Below are 12,676 nucleotides of genomic sequence, written 5' to 3'. Positions count from 1 at the left end.
CGTCGCCGACGGAGCGTACATGGATGTATTTACAGCGATTCGAAGTGCTCGCCCTGGCGCCTTGCCGCCAGGGAACACACTCGGGCTTAATCAATTCCGATCTTGATGGCACCGGAGCCCGGCAGTTTTTCCACCAGCTGGTGACCGCAGAGTTTTGATGGGGTGAAATAGCCGCCCTCGCCCTTGTAATCGAGCAGGTACTCCATGACCGCCAGTGAGCCGTACACGGTCACATCGTAACCGTTGGCCGTGACCACGCGGCCCACCCGGCGCTCGCCGCGGCGGTCGTTGCGCACCTCGCCCCACACCCAGGTTTTCTGCTCGGCGCGCTGGTTCTCGGTCGGCCCGCGCACACTCTTGTCCACCTTGCCTTTCAGCCACTTCTGCATCCACTGCATGCGCAGCAGCCAGCGAAACTTGTTCAGCCCCTGCATTTTTTTCGCCCGCCGCGGACTCATGGGTATGTAGACCTCGATATTCGGGATCTCGGTGGAGTAGTAGGCGGTGGCCACGTCGCCCCAAGGGATGGCCACGGCAAACTTTTCACCGCGGCCGAAGTTGATCTTGCGCGTCAGTTCGCCGTGGGGAATCACCTCGATCTTGCCGTTGCGGCGCACCGCGCCGCCCACGCCCAGGCTCTCGATGGACGTCTTGGCGGTGCCCGGACTGAGTCCCGAGTCGGAGTCGAACCCCAGGGTCAGGTGGGTGGCGCTGGTCATGGCCTTGTGCAGTGCCATCGCCAGGCAGTCGGTGGGGATCACATCAAAACCGGTACCGGGGCAGAGCACCACCCCTGCGGCTTTCGCCTCTGCATCCAGCGCATGCGCCTGCTGGTACACCGCCATCTCTCCGGTGATGTCCTGGTAATGGGTACCGCTTTTGATGCAGGCGCGCATCATCGGTTCTGCGGTGGCGGAGAAGGGGCCGGCACAGTGGATGACCACCGCCACATCCCGCAGGGTTCGCGCCAGCACGTCTTCGTCGTCGAGACTGATGGCGATAGCGGCGAGCCCCAGCTCATTGGCCAGCGGCTGCAGCTTTGCCGCACTGCGACCGGACAGAATGGGTTTCAGGCCCCGGGCCACCGCCTTGCGGGCAATCAATTCCCCGGTATAGCCGTAGGCGCCGTAAATCAGGATCTGCTTGTTGTTCACCTGTTGTCCTTATTGTGTGGTCTCTGGGACCTTGTTGTACCGGAACCGAGTTTGTATAGGGGGATTCAGTTAAGCGGCTTTTCCAGCGCGAAACGGGGCACGATCACCCCGTCTTTTTCGACGGTTTCTGCGAACATCGCCAGCGGGCGCGCCCATACGCCGAAATCATCATACAGAGCGCGATAGATCGCCAATTGTTCCCCGGTTTCAGAGTGGGTGGCGATTTCCAGCAAATGGTAAAGGTTGCCTTTGTAGTGACGGTATATGCCTTTCTGCATGGATGTTCCTGGATGGGTATTCCTGAAGGGAAAAGTCAGGCCAGATGCACGGTGGTCAGGCCATATGAAAGGGCGACAGCTGGATCTGGTTGACCCGCTGCCCGTGCAACACCGCAATGCCGCTGTAGCGGCGCTCGCCGGTGGAGGTGAACTCAAATTCGTACTGGCGCAGCAGCCGCACCTGGCCGCTTTTGTCCCGCTTCAGACGGGTGCGCACCAGCATTACGGTATCGTCCAGCAGCTGGACCCCGGTCTCGGCACAGTGCGCCTTAACGATGCGGCGCACCCGGTCCTTGGCAGCCATGCCGGCCCAGAAATACCAGGCTGCCAGGATCAGCAGGAACAGCCAGAACAAGTCGCCAAGTGAGTAATACATAGGGTTTCAGTTAGTTTTCTGTCGAGCGCGCAAGAATACCACCAGCGGCGGGGCTATGCCCGGCGTGATTCTCAATACCAGAGGATGGTCTGCCGGTTAGGACAGATTCAACAGATTCAGGTGCTGGGCGATCTGGCTCACGGACATCAGCACACACATGGTGATCACCAGCGGGCGTATCAGCCGGGTGCCGCCCGCGAGCATGGTGTGGCTGCCGATAAAGGCCCCGATGACCTGTCCCGCCATCATGGTGGCGGCGATGGTCCAGATTACCTTGCCCGCGGCGGCAAACAGCGCAACGGAAACCACATTGGTGGTCAGGTTGAACAGCTTTGCGCGAATGGTGGCGGTCAGCAGTGTCTGGCCGCGAAAGGCCACTCCCGCGGCGGCGAAAAAGGTACCGGTACCCGGCCCGAAGGCGCCGTCATAAAACCCGACCGTCGGGGCACAGGTACACGCCCACTGCTTTTCACTCAATCTGGGGTGACTGTCACTTTTGCCCATGTGCGGCGTCAGCCAGACATACAGGGCCACACCGAGCAGCAGAACCGGGATTACCCAGCTGAGCCAGCTGGTGTCGACGCGCTGGATCAACCAGGTACCCAGCGCCGCACCGAGTGCTGCGGTGGCAACCGGCAGGATCAGCTTGCGCTCGCGCAGGTGCCCCTTGGCAAACAGGGTGGCGGTTGCGGTCAGGGTACCGATGACCGCCTGGCTTTTGTTGGTCGCCAGCGCCGTTACCGGCGGCACACCCGTCAGCAGCAGTGCCGGCAGGGTCAACAATCCGCCGCCGCCGGCGAGCGTATCCACCCAGCCCGCCAGCATGGCGACGGCAAACAACACCAGAAGCAGGGTGAGGGTAAGTTCCATGGGGTACCTTGTGTAGGGTGGGGGGAGGACGGCTGTGGCGCGCATTGTATCAGCAGGGATCGCCAGATAGAGCCACCCCCTGTTTTATGTCAGAATCCGGCGGTTTTTTTATTCGCTATTGCCTGCTTACCTCATCAAGGACTCGGTCATGCTTGCCACTACACTGTCATCGTTAAACGGTATTCCCCCTTTCCTGGCCTATTTCGCCGTGGCGATAGTCCTGGTGCTTATCTTTGTGCGTATTTATACGTGGATGACGCCGCACGCAGAGATGGCATTGATCCGCGCGAACAATTCCGCGGCGGCGTTGGCGTTTGGCGGGGCGATTATCGGTTTTGCCTTGCCGCTATCCAGCGCCATTACCAATTCCCTGTCCCTGCTGGATTGCGCCGTCTGGGGTGCTGTTGCACTGATTGTCCAGGCCCTCACGTTTGTGGTGTTGCGAATGGTGCTTAAACAACTGTCCGAACGCATCGACAACGGTGAGATGGCCTCCGGCATTTTTGCCGCTACGGTCGCCATCGCGGTCGGTCTGATCAACGCCGCATGTATGAGCTATTAATTTTTACAGGAAGCAAACGATGAAACGCAGTAAAAAAGCCGCTCTGGTATTGACGGTTCCTGTCGCCACACTACTGATTGCCGGTTGTGAAAAAGAAGTGCAGGGCATGGTGTACAGCAATCCGGATGAGTGCAGTGCCGGCGGCTGGAATAGCACAGAGCAGTGCGAAGCCGACTTCGCCGCGGCCAAGGCATTGCATCCGCAGGTCGCGCCGAAATACGTAAACAAGCAAGAGTGCGAAGCGGATTTCGGTGAGGGCAAGTGTGAGACCGCGCCGCAGCAGACCGCCTCCGGTGGCAGTTTCTTTATGCCGATGATGATGGGGTATCTCGCCGGACAGATGATGAATCGCGGGGGGGCGAATACGCAGCAACCGGGGGGAGCGAATATGCAGCAACCCACCGCCGCCGGTGCGGGCAGCAGCGTGCCTACGCAGCCCCTGTATAAATCCCGTGATGACCGCAATACGTTCCGTACCGCCACCAACAGACCGGTGGCGAAAGGTGTTGGTCCCGTCTCCTTCAAGCCTTCGCAGGTTCAACCCCAGGCCGGCAGGTTGGTGCGCCGCGGTGGTTTCGGGCAGCAGGCGGCCACGCGCAGCAGTTTTGGCAGCTAACCCGTGCAGCGCATCAATATTACCGAGCGCGCTAACTGGCGCGACTATGCGGAAGAAGTCGGGTTCGATTTCCACACCTTCGACGGTGAGCCCTACTGGGATGAAACCGCCTATTACCAATTCAGTCTGCAGCAGATTGAGGAAGATCTGGAGGCACCCACCGAAGAGCTGCACCAGATGGTGATGGATATGGTGGGGGATATCACCCGCAGCGAAGAGATGCTCACCCAGCTCAATATCCCGCGGGATTACTGGAGCTATGTGTGGAACTCCTGGAATAGTGGCGAACCGCATCTGTACGGCCGTATGGATCTGGTGTACGACGGCACTGGCCCGGCGAAACTGCTCGAACTCAATTACGACACCCCGACATCGCTGTTTGAAACCGGTTTTTTCCAGTGGGTCTGGCTGGAAGACCAGATCCGCAACGGCGTCTTGCCCGGACGTGCGGATCAGTTTAATTCCCTGCAGGACAAGATCGAGCAGGCGTTTATCCAGCTGGAATTACCGACCCCGTTCTATTTCACCAGCGTACGTGACAACGCCGAAGACCGCGGCACCGTCAATTATCTGATGGATATCGCTGCGCAGGCAGGAAAGAATGTGCGCTATATCGCGCTGGAAGATATCGGCGTTATTGGTGATGCAAAAGACGGGAGTCAACAGTTTGTCGACATGGACGGCGAGCCAATAAGAGGGCTGTTCAAACTGTATCCCTGGGAATTCATGGTGCAGGAAGAATTTGCCCGCGCCGTTACCGACGGTAATACCCAGATGGTCGAGCCCGCGTGGAAAATGCTGTTGTCCAACAAGGGCATTCTGCCGCTGCTGTGGGCGCGCTACCCCGATCACCCCAACTTGCTGCCCGCGTTTTTTGAAACCGCCAGCAGTGAGCCGATGGCGGCCGGCTGGGTGCGCAAACCCCTGTTCTCCCGCGAGGGCGCCAACGTGGACCTGATCACCACGGGTGGCGAGCAGATTTCCGCGGCCGGTCCCTATGCCGATGGGCGCTATATCCGCCAGGCATTGCATGCGCTGCCAAAATTCCGCGATGAGTATCGCAATGCGGATGCCTACACCATGATAGGAAGCTGGGTGGTGGGCGATAGCGCAGCGGGCATCTGCATTCGCGAGGATGCGACCCTGATTACCAAGGATTCCTCCCGTTTCCTGCCGCACATCATTCTGGACTGATGGGGTTAAGCAAGTAGCACGGCAGGCGGAAAAAGCCTGCCCTGCCGCTTACGCCGGTTGGTCAATTGGCAGCTCGAACCGGCCTGCAATCAATGCCTCTTTCCGTGCCTTCGGCCATTTCTTGATCGCAAGCTCCAGTTTCAGCGCTTCTGATTTACCCGCCACCGCCTGGTGGAATTCCAGTTTCAGCGGGCCGCGCCCGCGCAGCGCCTTGGCCGCTTTGGGGCCACCGCTGCTGTGCTCGTCGAATCGGCGCGCCACGTCCCGGGTGATGCCAGTATAGAGACTGCCGGAGCGGGTGCGGATCAGGTAGACAAACCAGTCGGACACTTTTCACCTTTGCTGGGGAGGAATCGCAGTAATGCGAATTGTACCAGCCTGGGGCAGTACGAACGCGCCATTAAATTTACATATGTGCATATCCATATATAATGCCCGCCACTCAACCCGATGCCTGGGAGGCCGTGTGATAACCCCTGTGCAATTGTTCAAATGTCTGGCGGACGAGACCCGTCTGCAGCTGGTGATGCTGATGCAGGCGGAGGGCGAGCTGTGCGTATGTGAGCTGGTGGCGGCGCTGGGGGAGTCCCAGCCGAAGATTTCCCGGCATCTGGCGCAGTTGCGCAACTGCGGGCTGCTGCAGGATACCCGGCGTGGCCAGTGGGTCTACTACGCCATTCACCCGCAGCTGCCAGCGTGGGCGGCATCCGCGTGTAACGCGGCGGCCAATGCCGAGTCCGAGCGATTAACCTTATTGCGCAATAACCTCCAGGCGATGCCCGATCGCCCGGCCTGTTGCTGAAAACAACTCACGAGATGGATGAATGAAGATTCTGTATATCTGTACCCACAATCGCTGCCGCAGCATCCTGAGCGAGGCGATAACCAATCACCTGGGGCAGGGGCGTATTCAGGCGTTCAGCGCGGGCAGCCAACCCAGTGGTGAGGTACACCCGCTTTCGCTCCGTTACCTCAAGGAAAAGGGAATCGATACAGCGGGATTGCGCAGCCAGTCCTGGGATGCGTTTGCAGTGGATCAGCCGGATATCGTGGTGACGGTGTGCGACAGTGCCGCCAGTGAGACCTGCCCTGTGTGGTTCGGCGATACCGTTAAGGTGCACTGGGGGTTGCCGGATCCCTCTAAACTGGACGGCAGCGAAGAAGAGGTTCGTGATGCGTTCTATGCGGTGATGACAACTATCGAGCGGCGCGTGCAACGGCTGCTGTCGCTGGATCTGAACGATCTTTCACGGGAAGCGCTACAGGAAAAATTGATGAACATCGCAGAGGTGCAATAACCGTGGGCCTTTTTGAACGGTATCTTTCCGTATGGGTGGCGCTTTGCATCGTCGCCGGTGTGCTGCTCGGCACGGTGTTCCCGGGATTGTTCCAGTGGTTTGCCTCACTGGAAGTGGCCCATGTAAATATCCCCGTGGCGATTTTTATCTGGTTGATGATCTACCCGATGATGGTGCAGGTGGATTTCTCCTCTATCCGCGACATCCGTAAAAAACCCAAGGGTCTGTTCCTCACCCTGGTGATGAACTGGCTGGTCAAGCCCTTCACCATGGCGGCCCTCGGCTGGTTGTTTTTCCGGGTGATTTTTGCCGATCTGGTGGACCCGCAGACGGCCACAGAATATATCGCCGGCATGATCCTGCTGGGTGTCGCCCCGTGTACCGCGATGGTGTTCGTGTGGAGCCAGCTGACCCGCGGCGATGCCAACTACACGCTGGTGCAGGTGTCGGTGAACGACGTCATCATGATTTTTGCGTTTGCGCCCCTCGCCGCATTTTTGCTGGGTGTGAGTGACGTGACGGTGCCCTGGGATACGCTGTTGCTGTCGGTGCTGCTGTATGTGGTGATACCGCTGATTGCCGGTATTCTTACCCGAGCGCATCTGGACTCACGCTCGGATCACTCGCGCCTGAACCACTTCTTGGCAACCGTGAAACCCATTTCCATTGCCGGCCTGTTGGCGACGGTGGTGCTGCTGTTCGGGTTCCAGGCGGAAACCATTCTCACCAAACCGCTGGCCATTGTGCTGATCGCAATTCCGCTGCTGATCCAGACCTACGGTATTTTTGCGGTTTCCTATGGCGCTGCCCGTGCGATGAAGCTGCCGCACAATATCGCCGCGCCGGGTTGCATGATCGCCACTTCGAATTTTTTCGAGCTGGCGGTTGCGGTGGCCATTTCCCTGTTTGGCCTCAACTCCGGTGCCGCACTGGCGACGGTGGTGGGGGTGCTGGTGGAAGTGCCGGTGATGCTGAGCCTGGTGGCGTTTGCCAACAAAACCCGCCACTACTTTGAGGAGTGAGCTGTGTCCTTGAACGATTTGCCGAACATCGATGCCGAATGCCTGCAACCGATCGACGAGCAGAAACTTTTCTCCGTCGAGCGGACACCGGCACCGCCTAAAATCCTGTTGCTGTATGGCTCCCTGCGACAGCGCTCGTTCAGCCGCCTGGCGGCGGAAGAGGCCGCGCGGATCCTGGAATTCTTTGGTGCGGAAACCCGCACCTTCAATCCGAGCGGTTTGCCGCTGCCGGACGATGCAGCAGAGGATCATCCCAAGGTGCAGGAGCTTCGCGCGCTGGCCCAGTGGTGTGACGGCATGGTGTGGTGCAGCCCGGAGCGTCACGGTGCCATGACCGGTATCATGAAGGCGCAGATAGACTGGATCCCGCTGGCGATACAGGGCATCCGCCCCACCCAGGGCAAGACTCTGGCGGTGATGCAGGTCAGTGGCGGCTCGCAGTCGTTCAATGCGGTCAACCAGATGCGTGTGCTGGGGCGCTGGATGCGGATGTTCACCATCCCCAACCAGTCCTCGATACCCAAGGCCTGGCTGGAGTTCGACGACAACGATCGCATGAAGCCATCGTCCCTGTACGATCGGGTGGTGGATGTGATGGAAGAGCTGGTGAAGTTCACTCTGCTGCTGCGCGATCGCGCTGACTACCTGGTGGACCGCTACTCCGAGCGCAAGGAAAGTGCCGAGGAATTCCGCAAGCGGATCGATCAGCGCTCGATGTGATTGCTAGGGGATCTCTGAAAAACGTAACGAGCGGGAGGCTGGCGGTGGCTGCCGGAGCGCAGAAAGCGGAATGTATTTTTGATACATGAGCATTTTGAGCACCGCCGGACGCCGCCAGACTCACGCGCAGTAGCTTTTCAGAAATTCCCTAAAAAAGACTCTGCTGGTCCCCCGTTTGGGGCGGCAGGGTGAAGTGGCTGCAGTCCAGTGCCAGTTTTCTCTCATTCAGCCCCAGTTTGCGGCAGTGGATCTTGAATCTCTGCCGCAACAGCTGCGCAAACACCCCGGTGCCGCGCTGGCGCTCGCCGAATTCGCTCTGGTTGTCTTTTCCCCCGCGGCTCTGCTGCACCAGACTCATCACATGGGCCGCCCGCTCCGGGTAGTGCTCGGCCAGCCACTGGCGGAACAGTGGTGCCACCTCAAACGGCAGGCGCAGCAGGATGTAGGCCGCCTGAATGGCGCCGGCGTCACTGGCGCCTGTGAGAATCTTCTCCAGTTCTGAATCGTTGATCGCGGGAATCATCGGCGCCGCCATCACCGCGGTGGGAATCCCCGCGTTGCTCAGCGCCTCGATGGTGCGCAGGCGCGCGGCCGGGCCAGCGGTGCGCGGTTCCAGTTTGCGTTTCAGGTCATTGTCGAGTGTGGTCACACTGATGGCCACGTGCACCAGATTGTCCTGGGCCATCTCCGCGAGGATCGGCAGGTCGCGCAGGATCAGCTGGCTCTTGGTGACGATGGTCAGCGGGTGGCGGTGGCGCTGCAGCGTTTCCAGTAGCTGGCGGGTGATCTGCTTGTCTTTTTCCAGCGGCTGGTAGGGGTCGGTATTGGTACCCATGGCGATGGGGCTGCACTGGTAGCCCTTTTTGCGCAGCGCCTGTTCCAGCAGCTCAGAAGCATTGGGTTTGTAAAACAGCCTGGTTTCAAAATCGAGTCCCGGTGACAGGTCCATATAGGCGTGGGCCGGGCGGGCATAGCAGTAGATGCAACCGTGCTCACAGCCGCGGTAGGCATTGATGGACTGGCTGAACGGAATGTCCGGGGAATTGTTGGTGGCGATAATGGATTTCGCCTTCTCCTCGATCGCCAGGGTTTCTATCCGTTGCAGCGGTTCCAGCTCCAGTTCCCAGCCGTCGCTCTCGCGGCTGCTGACCTGATCCACGAAGCGCCCCGCCAGATTGCTGATGGCGCCGCGGCCCTTGTACAGGCGTGTGGGATTGGTGGGGGCGTCATTGGCCACGGCAAAGCTCTGTTGGAGGCTGGGTAACTGTATGTTTGTACAGTTTATTGTCGGGGGCGGGAGTGTGCAATAGCGCGAGCCTGCGCATACAATGACTGCTCGGTTTTGGTCTCCGCCTTTTAAACGAGCAGAACAGGGGCTAGGGAATGGATCTTCAGGCAGTAGCCGCAATTAAAGGGTTTGCGGTCACGGTGTTGCAGCTGTTTTCGATGTTGTTTGCCTTCGGGCTGGTGGTGCTGGTGCTGTACGTCGCCTACATGTACCTGTCAGACGTGAGCCAGACCAAACAGGCGATCCGGCGCAACTTCCCGGTGCTGGGGCGTTTCCGCTACCAGTTCGAGCACCTGGGCGAATTTTTTCGCCAGTACTTCTTTTCCCTCGATCGTGAGGAGATGCCGTTCAACCGCGCCCAGCGCAGTTGGGTGTACCGGGCGGCGAAAAACGTGGATTCCACCGTCGCGTTTGGTTCCACCAGGCCGCTCAACCAGCCCGGCGACATCGTCTTCCTCAATCACCCGTTTCCCACCCTCAGCAAGGACGCGGTGCCGCCGCGGGAAGTGACCCTGGGCGAGGGCGTGGCCCGCAAGCCCTATACCACCCGCTCCATTTTCAATATTTCCGGCATGAGTTTCGGCGCGCTGTCGGTACCGGCGGTCACGGCGCTGTCGAAGGGGGCGGCCAAGGCGGGTATCTGGATGAACACCGGTGAAGGTGGTCTCTCCTCCCATCACCTGTCCGGCGGTTGCGACATCGTGTTCCAGATCGGCACCGCCAAATACGGAGTGCGGGACGCCGAGGGCAACCTGTCGGACGAAAAACTGAAAGAAGTGGCGGCCCTCGAACAGGTGAAAATGTTCGAGCTGAAGCTCTCCCAGGGCGCCAAGCCCGGCAAGGGCGGGATACTGCCGGGTATCAAGGTCACGCCGGAAATTGCCCATGTGCGCGGTATTCCCGCGGGGATGGATTCCATCAGCCCCAATGGGCACCCGGAAATCCGCGATGTGGATGGTCTGCTGGATATGGTGAACCATATCCGCGAGGTCACCGGCAAACCCGTAGGCTTCAAGTGCGTGATCGGCGTCAGCGATTGGCTGCACGACCTTTGCGAAGCGATCCAGCGGCGCGGTATCGAATCCGCGCCGGACTTTATCAATATCGACAGCGCCGACGGCGGCAGCGGCGCGGCGCCGCAGAGCCTGATGGACTACATGGGCCTGCCACTGAACCGCAGCCTGCCCCTGGTGGTGGACCTGATTACCCAGTACGGCCTGCGCGAGCGCATCAAGATTATCTGCGCCGGCAAACTGCTGACCCCTTCCATGGTGGCCTGGGCACTGGCCATGGGCGCGGACTTCGTCAACTGCGGGCGCGGCTTTATGTTTGCCCTCGGCTGTATCCAGGCGATGCAGTGCAACAAAAACACCTGTCCCACCGGTGTCACTACCCACAATCCCGACCTGCAGCAGGGGCTGGATCCGATGGACAAGGCGGAGCGCGTGTATCACTACGCGCGCAACATGGAATACGAGGTGGGCACCATCGCTCACTCCTGTGGCGTGCCGGAACCGCGCCTGCTGCGCCGCGCCCACGTGGAAGTGATCAGCGAACGCGGCGTGCCAATGCCGCTCAATGAACTTGTGCCGGAGGTCAAACCCAAATCCGTGATCGCTTCCGATCGCGGTGTTAACTAACGGGCGGGAGAGCACCATGGATGGCGTCACCACACTGGTAGGGCAGGGGCTGTATATGGCCCTGGCCGCCGTCGCGGGACTCGGCATTGCACGACTGCTAAAGCGGGATGACACCCTCGGCTGTCTGATCGCCGGTGTGCTCGCTGGAATACTGCTACCGGTGTTCGATTACAACACCGGCCTGCGCGCGGAAAATATTCACCAGCTGGTGTTTTTCATCATACTGCCGGTACTGATGTTCCAGTCCGCGTGGAAGATCGACCCGGATATCCTGTTCCGCTGGCTGGGGCCTGCACTGCTGCTGGCCATGGTGGGCGTGCCTATTTGCATCCTGATCACCGCAGCGCTGGTGTATTTCGGAGTGCACCAGCCCAATGACTTTCCCTGGCTCGCCGCACTGCTCACCGGCTCAATACTCGCCGCCACGGATCCGGTCGCGATTGTTTGCCGCCTGCGCCGGACCGGAGCCAATGATGAATTACTCACGCTGGTGGAAGGGGAGAGCCTGTTCAACGATGCGCTGGCGATACTGCTGTTCTCCCTCGTTGTCGGCATCGCCACCCACAGCGCCATGGAAGGGGCGGTTGCCACCGGCGAGTCGATCAATGGTGCGGGCAGTTTTGCACTGTATTTCGTCGCGGTGTTCTTCGGCGGTCTGGCGGTGGGGACTATTTGCGGTCTGCTGACCGCCATCGTGATTCTGTTTCTCCGCTCTGCGGGCGCGGCACTGGTGGTGCTGGTGCTGGCGGCCTTCGGCAGTTTTTACCTGGCGGAACACGTGGTCGGCGTGTCCGGTATTCTCTCGGTGATGATCTGTGCGATCGTTGCCCGCGCCTGCTTAAGGGAACAACAGGAAACCTATCTCGCCCATGCGGCACCCACCTGGGAGTGGCTTGGGCTGCTATTTCACGCACTGATCTTCGTGATCATGGGGCTGGTGATTTCATTCGATATGTTTGCGCAGCACTGGCTGGCGATGATTGTCGCCATTGTTGCGGCGATCGGTGCACGCGGCCTGGCGGTGTTTCTGGTTGCGCCATTGGCACGCTATGTGGGACCGCCGATCACTCACAGCTGGCGGTTGATCTTGAGCTGGGGTGGATTGCGCGGGGTGATTTCAGCGGCGCTGGTGCTGTCGCTGCCGACGGAGTTGCCTTACTGGTCGACGGTGCAGGCGATGGTATTCGGCGTGGTGTTGTTTTCGCTGCTGGTGCAGGGGACTACGAGTACGCGCTTGATCCGGAAGATGGAGTCGTAAAGGTTCTTGCGACGTGGTGAATGGGAAATGTTGGCAAACATCCGGTTTCTTCTTCTCTCGCTTTGCGGGAGTAAAACAGGTGAGCTGCGATTGCCAACAGCAGCAGGGCGAAGAGGAGTACGCCGATTACTCTTATCACTCGTTTAAATCCTGTGAATTTTGAGGTGCTCTGTTCTGAAGCTTGGGCGGCCAGCCACCGGGGGAGGCATTTCGAAACCGCTGTGAATACATCCCTGTACGCTGCGTCGCAAACGTCCCTGTTTGCGACGCTTTCGAAATGCCTCCCCCGGCACCTAGCCTTAAAATCAGGCAACAGCGCTTCGTAAGCTTGAATATAGTCGGTCAAATCGGAGTGCAAAGCTTTGAGTTGAAGGGCGAGTGCTGGGGATTCGTTTTCAAA

15 protein-coding genes are annotated in these 12,676 nt (G+C 59.6%); 9 read left to right on the top strand and 6 right to left on the bottom strand.

Annotated features, from left to right (window positions below; all coding sequences use genetic code 11):
* Window positions 1-86: 86 nt before the first annotated feature.
* The 4 genes from R5R33_RS03875 to R5R33_RS03860 all read right to left on the bottom strand — a co-directional run bounded on the left by R5R33_RS03875 (window position 87) and on the right by R5R33_RS03860 (window position 2,678).
* Window positions 87-1,154, bottom strand: a complete 1,068-nt coding sequence (locus R5R33_RS03875) for a saccharopine dehydrogenase family protein (RefSeq protein WP_318954731.1) — start codon at window positions 1,152-1,154, stop codon at window positions 87-89.
* 65 nt (window positions 1,155-1,219) lie between these two features.
* The gene (locus R5R33_RS03870; protein ID WP_318954730.1) at window positions 1,220-1,432 is read right to left on the bottom strand and encodes a DUF1653 domain-containing protein; all 213 of its coding nucleotides are present in this window, start codon (window positions 1,430-1,432) and stop codon (window positions 1,220-1,222) included.
* A 55-nt stretch (window positions 1,433-1,487) separates the two neighbouring features.
* Complete coding sequence (locus tag R5R33_RS03865) at window positions 1,488-1,808, bottom strand: DUF3301 domain-containing protein (protein ID WP_318954729.1); 321 nt, start codon at window positions 1,806-1,808, stop codon at window positions 1,488-1,490.
* Window positions 1,809-1,904: 96 nt separating this feature from the next.
* Window positions 1,905-2,678, bottom strand: a complete 774-nt coding sequence (locus R5R33_RS03860) for a TSUP family transporter (protein WP_318954728.1) — start codon at window positions 2,676-2,678, stop codon at window positions 1,905-1,907.
* Window positions 2,679-2,796: 118 nt separating this feature from the next.
* On the opposite strand from R5R33_RS03860, the gene R5R33_RS03855 reads away from it, so the two are divergent.
* The 3 genes from R5R33_RS03855 to R5R33_RS03845 are packed head-to-tail and all read left to right on the top strand — an operon-like array spanning window position 2,797 to window position 5,050.
* A complete protein-coding gene (locus R5R33_RS03855; protein ID WP_318954727.1) occupies window positions 2,797-3,240 on the top strand; it encodes a DUF350 domain-containing protein in 444 nt (147 codons plus the stop codon).
* A gap of 19 nt (window positions 3,241-3,259) precedes the next feature.
* Window positions 3,260-3,856, top strand: a complete 597-nt coding sequence (locus R5R33_RS03850; RefSeq protein ID WP_318954726.1) for a DUF1190 domain-containing protein — start codon at window positions 3,260-3,262, stop codon at window positions 3,854-3,856.
* 3 nt (window positions 3,857-3,859) lie between these two features.
* Window positions 3,860-5,050, top strand: coding sequence for a glutathionylspermidine synthase family protein (locus tag R5R33_RS03845; protein WP_318954725.1), 1,191 nt, complete (start codon window positions 3,860-3,862; stop codon window positions 5,048-5,050).
* A gap of 48 nt (window positions 5,051-5,098) precedes the next feature.
* On the opposite strand, the gene R5R33_RS03840 is transcribed toward R5R33_RS03845, so the two are convergent.
* On the bottom strand, window positions 5,099-5,380 hold the full coding sequence (locus tag R5R33_RS03840) for a GIY-YIG nuclease family protein (protein WP_318954724.1): 282 nt from the start codon (window positions 5,378-5,380) through the stop codon (window positions 5,099-5,101).
* A 196-nt stretch (window positions 5,381-5,576) separates the two neighbouring features.
* Between R5R33_RS03840 and R5R33_RS03835 the strand changes: the two genes are divergently transcribed.
* Genes R5R33_RS03835 through arsH form a run of 4 tightly spaced genes read left to right on the top strand, consistent with a single transcriptional unit; the run spans window position 5,577 to window position 8,090 of the window.
* Complete coding sequence (locus R5R33_RS03835; protein WP_404810393.1) at window positions 5,577-5,852, top strand: metalloregulator ArsR/SmtB family transcription factor; 276 nt, start codon at window positions 5,577-5,579, stop codon at window positions 5,850-5,852.
* Between the two features lie 22 nt (window positions 5,853-5,874).
* Entirely contained in the window at window positions 5,875-6,348 is a 474-nt protein-coding gene (locus R5R33_RS03830) for an arsenate reductase ArsC (RefSeq protein WP_318954723.1), read from the top strand.
* A 2-nt stretch (window positions 6,349-6,350) separates the two neighbouring features.
* Window positions 6,351-7,370, top strand: coding sequence for an ACR3 family arsenite efflux transporter (gene arsB / locus R5R33_RS03825; RefSeq protein ID WP_318954722.1), 1,020 nt, complete (start codon window positions 6,351-6,353; stop codon window positions 7,368-7,370).
* Window positions 7,371-7,373: 3 nt separating this feature from the next.
* Complete coding sequence (gene arsH, locus R5R33_RS03820) at window positions 7,374-8,090, top strand: arsenical resistance protein ArsH (protein ID WP_449843691.1); 717 nt, start codon at window positions 7,374-7,376, stop codon at window positions 8,088-8,090.
* Between the two features lie 148 nt (window positions 8,091-8,238).
* Here the strand turns inward: arsH and R5R33_RS03815 are convergent, their stop codons facing one another.
* Window positions 8,239-9,327 carry a PA0069 family radical SAM protein gene (locus tag R5R33_RS03815; RefSeq protein WP_318954721.1) on the bottom strand — a complete coding sequence of 363 codons (1,089 nt, stop codon included), beginning with the start codon at window positions 9,325-9,327 and terminating at the stop codon, window positions 8,239-8,241.
* 146 nt (window positions 9,328-9,473) lie between these two features.
* On the opposite strand from R5R33_RS03815, the gene R5R33_RS03810 reads away from it, so the two are divergent.
* Together R5R33_RS03810 and R5R33_RS03805 are read left to right on the top strand one after the other, a co-directional pair.
* Window positions 9,474-11,018 carry an FMN-binding glutamate synthase family protein gene (locus R5R33_RS03810; RefSeq protein WP_318954720.1) on the top strand — a complete coding sequence of 515 codons (1,545 nt, stop codon included), beginning with the start codon at window positions 9,474-9,476 and terminating at the stop codon, window positions 11,016-11,018.
* 16 nt (window positions 11,019-11,034) lie between these two features.
* A complete protein-coding gene (locus R5R33_RS03805) occupies window positions 11,035-12,276 on the top strand; it encodes a cation:proton antiporter (protein WP_318954719.1) in 1,242 nt (413 codons plus the stop codon).
* Window positions 12,277-12,676 lie beyond the last annotated feature (400 nt).

Source organism: Microbulbifer pacificus, assembly GCF_033723955.1.
Lineage (GTDB): Bacteria > Pseudomonadota > Gammaproteobacteria > Pseudomonadales > Cellvibrionaceae > Microbulbifer > Microbulbifer pacificus.
Note: the sequence above shows the minus strand (reverse complement) of the source record. Positions and strands in the feature narration are given on the sequence as shown.